This is a genomic window from Microcystis sp. M53602_WE12, assembly GCF_030065455.1.
Classification (GTDB): domain Bacteria; phylum Cyanobacteriota; class Cyanobacteriia; order Cyanobacteriales; family Microcystaceae; genus Microcystis; species Microcystis aeruginosa.
The window spans coordinates 1-5,124 of the sequence record NZ_JASJFB010000319.1 but is presented as its reverse complement, the minus strand read 5'-3'; the positions used below and the strand labels follow the sequence as shown (position 1 = coordinate 5,124).

Below are 5,124 nucleotides of genomic sequence, written 5' to 3'. Positions count from 1 at the left end.
GAACAGTTGTTCAACCATTAAGATTTGGTGATAATCCCGGGCAAGTGTGATCTAAAGTACAGCTTTTTTTGGGAAAGTTTCTCCATCGGTGCTGCCTTGGGGCGCAAATATGATAGAATGGGGGTAAATTGATACAAAACTTTACTTCAAGGTGAATCTATGCCGTTTACGATCGAATCAGCGCGGAGCATTTTCCCCAACACGCTATCAGCGGATGTGGTTCCTGCCACGATTGCGCGTTTCAATCAGCTGAATACCGAAGATCAACTAGCCTTGATTTGGTTTGCCTATCTAGAAATGGGCAAAACCATCACCGTTGCCGCCCCCGGCGCTGCTAGTATGGTGTTTGCCGAAAAAACCATGAATGAAATTCGGCAGATGTCACCCCTGCAACAGTCGCAGGTGATGTGCGACTTAGCCAACCATGCTGACACCCCGATTTGTCGTACCTATGGCACTTGGTCTGCTAATATCAAGCTGGGATTCTGGTATCAATTAGGACAATGGATGGAAGATGGCAGTGTTGCCCCAATTCCCAAGGGTTATGAACTATCTGCTAATGCTACCGCCGTTTTAGACGGGATTAAAAAATTAGAGTCGGGACAACAAATCACCGTTCTGCGGAATTGTGTGGTCGATATGGGCTATGATCCGAAGAAACTGGGCGATTATAACCGTATTTCCGAACCCGTGGTTCCTCCCCAAAATATTGCCGAACGGACCAAAGTTAGCATTGAAGGCGTTACCAATGCCACCGTCCTCAACTATATGGACAACCTCAACGCTAATGACTTTGATGTATTAATTGAATTATTCACCCCTGACGGCGCTCTGCAACCACCTTTCCAACGTCCCATCGTCGGTAAAGAGGCAGTATATCGCTTTTTCCGCGAAGAATGCCAAAATTTGAAATTAATCCCCGAATGCGGTGTAGTGGAACCCGCCGATGACGGTTTTACTCAGATTAAAGTGACGGGAAAAGTACAAACCCCCTGGTTTGGTGCGGGTGTGGGTATGAATATGGCATGGCGCTTCCTCCTAACTCCTGATAATAAAATTTTCTTCGTAGCGATCGATTTATTAGCTTCTCCGAAAGAATTATTAAACTTTGCCCGTGGCTAAATAGCTACTGAGAGAAATCATTAAAAATTCTGATGAAACTTATTAGAGTTCCTTGTCAAGTGAACTCTTTTTTTTATACAATTAAAAGGCTGACTTAAAAAAATTGGTAAATACACCGGTTTCTTCTCCGATCTAGGTAAGAATAACTAAACAATCATTCTTACAGATGTGGGCGAAAAGAGTCGAGGTAGTTCAAAAACCCAAAATTATCATCCCTAAAACTAAAATCATGCCTATGAGTGAAATAATTTGGTCAGATACCGAACAAGAAATTGCTCAAACTGCTTTCCAAAAAGCTTATCAGCGAGAAACTAGGACTTTAATAGAACATATTAAAGAACAGTCTGGTCAGATCACGGTTTTAGATGATATCTGGCAAATGCACGATTATCTAAGCGCCCGACGACATCAGATTGATGGTAAATATGACTATCGCTATACTTCCCTAATTTTTGTCTTTGCTCAACTATTAAAGGAAGGATGGTTGAAGCTAGAGGATCTCAACGGTTTGGAAAAAGATAAACTAGCGAAAATCGCTGCTCTCTCGCGAATGTAAATTAGTGATTAGCATTAAGCTATCAGCTTTCTGCCCCTAGTTGGGTGACTAAAAAATTCATCTCTAGATAATCCACACCGTCTTAAGTTTTTCCTAAGCGGCAACCAATTCCGCTAGAATGAGTCAATCATCCCGATCGCTTTTCGCTTGTTTTGCACCTTTGGTTTATGTTCAAAAATCTTTTACTTCCCCTAGGAATATCTATCTTTCTCGGTGTTTGTCAGTCTTTGTCAGCCGCCGAATCAGCTATCATCAAATACTACATCTTCCAAGGGTCTGTATCGGTATCAGAATTAAAGCAATTGAGCGAAACAGGCGAATTAGCTCCCGCTTTAGCGTCACAATTAAAGATGGCTAACCAAAAACCCGAAGAATTCCGTAAAATCCTTAATCGTCGGGTAGCGGTGGATGCCGTCTTTCTTTCCAAATTTCTTAATAGTTTTTTTGGCGAAAGTTTGCTAGATTACGCCGCCGAAATTGTCCACACCCCCAATCGGGCTGCTAGTCGGCAAGCTTTACGGGGTTCCCTAGTCACTTCTGCCATTAATGATAATGAGATTCAAATCATCGAAGTCCTCGACAATTATCCCACCAGCGAGGTTCATGTGGATGGCAATCGTCTGCTGGATTTAATCAACCAAATTGAGTCAGTATTGAAAAAAATGCCCCGTTTACCTTTCTGATCCCAAATCCGCCTTCAGGTTTTCTTGAATTGCGCTGTAAATTGAATAAATTAGGATAATCTGGTAGGAATAATGACCACTTCTTTGTCTCAAAGGAAAACAGTTAGCGGCAAACCTTTTTTAAAGTGGGCGGGAGGCAAAACTCAACTGGTTCCCAATATTATATCTTTAATTAATTCCCATATTTCTCAGGATTGTCAGTTTAACTACATTGAACCTTTTGTCGGAGGTGGGGCAGTTTTATTCTCAGTCTTAAATAATTTTTCTTCTGTCCAAAAAGTCATTATTAATGACATCAATCCTGATTTAATCAGGGCTTATAATGTTATTAAAAATAATGTCAAAGAATTAATAGTCAAGCTTAAAAAAATTCAGCAGGATTTTTATGAACTTAAAAATCTAGAGGAACAACAAAAGTTTTTTTTAGATAAAAGAATAGAATTTAATTCTCGCAGCTGCGATGACTGTCTAGAAAAAACAGTTTTGTTATTATTTCTCAATAAAACTTGTTTTAATGGACTTTATAGAGTCAATAGCAAAGGACTTTTTAATGTCCCCTTTGGAAAATATGTCAAACCGTTGATCTGCAATGAAGAAAACCTATTAGCTGTCAATCATCATTTACAGAAAGTGACGATCCTACAAGGGGATTTTGTCCAAACCCTAAATTATGCCAATAACAAGACTTTATTTTATTTTGATCCTCCCTATAAACCGATTAAAAAAACATCAGCTTTTACCTCTTATACTAAAGAAGATTTTAACGATGAGGAGCAAATAAGATTAAAAGAATTTATCGATCGATTGGATCAGGCTGGTTATAAATTTATTTTAAGTAATTCCGACCTTAAAAACTTTGACTCTGACAATAATTTTTTTGATGATTTATATAAAAATTATAATATTCAAAGGGTAAAAGCCCGAAGAAATATTAATTCCCAGGGCAATAATAGGGGAGAAATCTGGGAATTACTGATCAATAATTAGGGTTTGCGGCAAAAAGTTTTTCCCGGGGGCAGGGTGTAGGGTGTGGGGTGTGGGGTGTGGGGTTTTGTCGATTTTTAGATGGCAAATTACCTAATTTTCAGGGAAAAAGTGCCTAAATTTCTCCCCGATCACTCCAATAGTTGACACTTTTTGAGAAAAAAAGTCTAAAAGTCTTACCCAACAAGGTTTTTAGATTTATTCAGCCAGTTCTAAGTAGGGCTGGCTGAATAAATGTGAAATGTAGGCAAGGTAAGGGTTTTGCGGCTTTTCTCGTGAAACAGGTGCCAGATTTTCAGAGAATCGTGCTTCCAAACCTTGCGTCTTCATCGGCCCGCGTCCTGTAGGGGCGAAGCATTCGGATAGAAAATCTACGGTTTCACCGATAGGTTATTGCCCGAATGCTTCGCCCGTACTTTTTCAGCAAACCCTAAGTAGGTAGGCGTTAAAAATTATCAGATGTGAGGGTAAAAAGGGAAAAAAGAGGAAAAGGGTTACAGAGTCCTCCCGAATACGCAGACTACCCGAAAACCGAAATTGTAGTAGCGGTCGTCGCGGCGGTCGATGTAGTAGCGAAACGCGGAACGGCAGTAATAAGGATCGTTGCCCCAGGAACCGCCCCGCAGCACTTTTGTAGTATATTTGTTCTTGCTAATCCAAGCACTCCCATCCGTGGGTGCGCCTTGATAATTAGGGTGATAATCGTCCTGACACCATTCCCAAACGTTTCCGTGCATATCGTACAGACCAAAGGCATTAGCTACCTTAAAATAGCCTACTGGTGTCGTCTGTTTTCGATCGATGCCTTTTAGTCCCCTTCCATAATTCCCTGGATAAACTTTTTTGTCTCTTTCCCAATCAGTTCCGCTGTAATTAGCCAAATCTGTGGTAATCGTCTCCCCAAAATGAAAAGCGGTTGTTGTCCCCGCTCTACAGGCATATTCCCATTCTGCCTCACTCGGTAGCCGATACTCCCGTTTTGTTTCCCTTGATAATCGTTTACAGAATTCTGTTGCTTGCTCCCAGTTTACTTGTTCTACGGGTCTTGTCCATCTATCCTGCTCTTGATATGGCTCTTTGAAGTAGGAAGGCTCTAGTTCTAGATCGATGTCTATTTTAGCAGTTGCGGCGATCGCTCGCCACTGTGCTTGGGTGATGGGATAGCGTCCCATGAAAAAAGCTGAAATATTAACGGTGTGTTGAGGACTTTCTCTTTGAAAATAGTCTCGATCGTATTCTTTACAGAGTCTTTCTATTTCTTGATCTGGGGTTCCCATCTGAAAGGAACCGCTAGGGATAAGCATCATGTCGAGATTAATCCCTTCCCCTAAATTCTCGCTGTAATATTGTGCTTCTCGTTGCTGTCGGTGAATGATTAATTTAGTCATTTTTTCTGAAGCGGTTAAGTAGCTGGTTATAATTAAATTGAAGATAGATTTTGGGTTCGATCCCCCCCACCCCCCTTGATAAGGGGGGCATCGATCCCCCCTACCCCCCTTGATAAGGGGGGCATCGATCCCCCCTACCCCCCTTGATAAGGGGGGTGCCGATCCCCCCTACCCCCCTTGATAAGGAGGGTGCCGATCCCCCCCACCCCCCTTGATAAGGAGGGTGCCGATCCCCCCTACCCCCCTTGATAAGGGTAGGGCTGTTTCATTTAAATTAAGTATAGCTGATTTTGAGTCAATAAATTTGACCGAAGATTCTCAAGTTTATCTTGTTCTAACCAAAAGAGTTAGTCACAATAACTAATCTTTAATCCTCTGCCAAATTTATTAT

Annotated in this window: 5 protein-coding genes; 4 read left to right on the top strand and 1 reads right to left on the bottom strand. The window is 41.4% G+C overall.

Going from position 1 to position 5,124, the window contains the following annotated elements; translation table 11 throughout:
• The first annotated feature begins 159 nt into the window (after positions 1 to 159).
• The 4 genes from PX482_RS11360 to PX482_RS11345 all read left to right on the top strand — a co-directional run bounded on the left by PX482_RS11360 (position 160) and on the right by PX482_RS11345 (position 3,348).
• Positions 160 to 1,122: an orange carotenoid-binding protein gene (locus tag PX482_RS11360; RefSeq protein ID WP_002760936.1), complete on the top strand. Its 963-nt coding sequence runs from the start codon at positions 160 to 162 to the stop codon at positions 1,120 to 1,122.
• A gap of 229 nt (positions 1,123 to 1,351) precedes the next feature.
• Entirely contained in the window at positions 1,352 to 1,678 is a 327-nt protein-coding gene (frp, locus tag PX482_RS11355) for a fluorescence recovery protein (RefSeq protein ID WP_502846461.1), read from the top strand.
• A gap of 167 nt (positions 1,679 to 1,845) precedes the next feature.
• Positions 1,846 to 2,361, top strand: a complete 516-nt coding sequence (locus PX482_RS11350) for an alpha/beta hydrolase (RefSeq protein ID WP_002760940.1) — start codon at positions 1,846 to 1,848, stop codon at positions 2,359 to 2,361.
• Positions 2,362 to 2,433: 72 nt separating this feature from the next.
• On the top strand, positions 2,434 to 3,348 hold the full coding sequence (locus PX482_RS11345) for a DNA adenine methylase (RefSeq protein ID WP_002760941.1): 915 nt from the start codon (positions 2,434 to 2,436) through the stop codon (positions 3,346 to 3,348).
• 491 nt (positions 3,349 to 3,839) lie between these two features.
• On the opposite strand, the gene PX482_RS11340 is transcribed toward PX482_RS11345, so the two are convergent.
• The gene (locus PX482_RS11340; RefSeq protein WP_002760943.1) at positions 3,840 to 4,733 is read right to left on the bottom strand and encodes a formylglycine-generating enzyme family protein; all 894 of its coding nucleotides are present in this window, start codon (positions 4,731 to 4,733) and stop codon (positions 3,840 to 3,842) included.
• Positions 4,734 to 5,124 lie beyond the last annotated feature (391 nt).

Bases quoted from the DNA above. Each gene is read 5' to 3' on its own strand.
- PX482_RS11350 (WP_002760940.1), top strand. From the start codon at position 1,846: ATGTTCAAAAATCTTTTACTTCCCCTAGGAATATCTATCTTTCTCGGT.
- frp (WP_502846461.1), top strand. From the start codon at position 1,352: ATGCCTATGAGTGAAATAATTTGGTCAGATACCGAACAAGAAATTGCT.
- PX482_RS11340 (WP_002760943.1), bottom strand. From the start codon at position 4,733: ATGACTAAATTAATCATTCACCGACAGCAACGAGAAGCACAATATTAC.
- PX482_RS11345 (WP_002760941.1), top strand. From the start codon at position 2,434: ATGACCACTTCTTTGTCTCAAAGGAAAACAGTTAGCGGCAAACCTTTT.
- PX482_RS11360 (WP_002760936.1), top strand. From the start codon at position 160: ATGCCGTTTACGATCGAATCAGCGCGGAGCATTTTCCCCAACACGCTA.